The following is a 207-nucleotide window of genomic DNA, read 5'->3' on the forward strand; positions in this document are numbered from 1 at the left end:
TGATACCTTTATCATCGGTAAAGACGATTTCATCGCCCTCTTTAAAGCCGTTGAGTGCTCGAGCATTTTCCACAATGGCTACTTTGTTGGCATCGATATCTGTACGGTTAACTTCTAAAGCATCAGCTGCAGCCAAACCTGCTTTTTTCAAAGTACTGATATCTTCACCCAAGCTGGCAATCGCATTGTTGAAACCTTCATTGGCCT

General features: G+C 43.0%; 1 protein-coding gene. It reads right to left on the minus strand.

The features are described 5' to 3' along the window. Positions 1 to 207 (minus strand): hypothetical protein (locus HMPREF3050_RS03950; RefSeq protein WP_141758399.1); only part of this gene is annotated, 207 nt, incomplete at both ends.

The organism is Neisseria sp. HMSC065D04, from assembly GCF_001815675.1.
Taxonomy (GTDB): domain Bacteria; phylum Pseudomonadota; class Gammaproteobacteria; order Burkholderiales; family Neisseriaceae; genus Neisseria.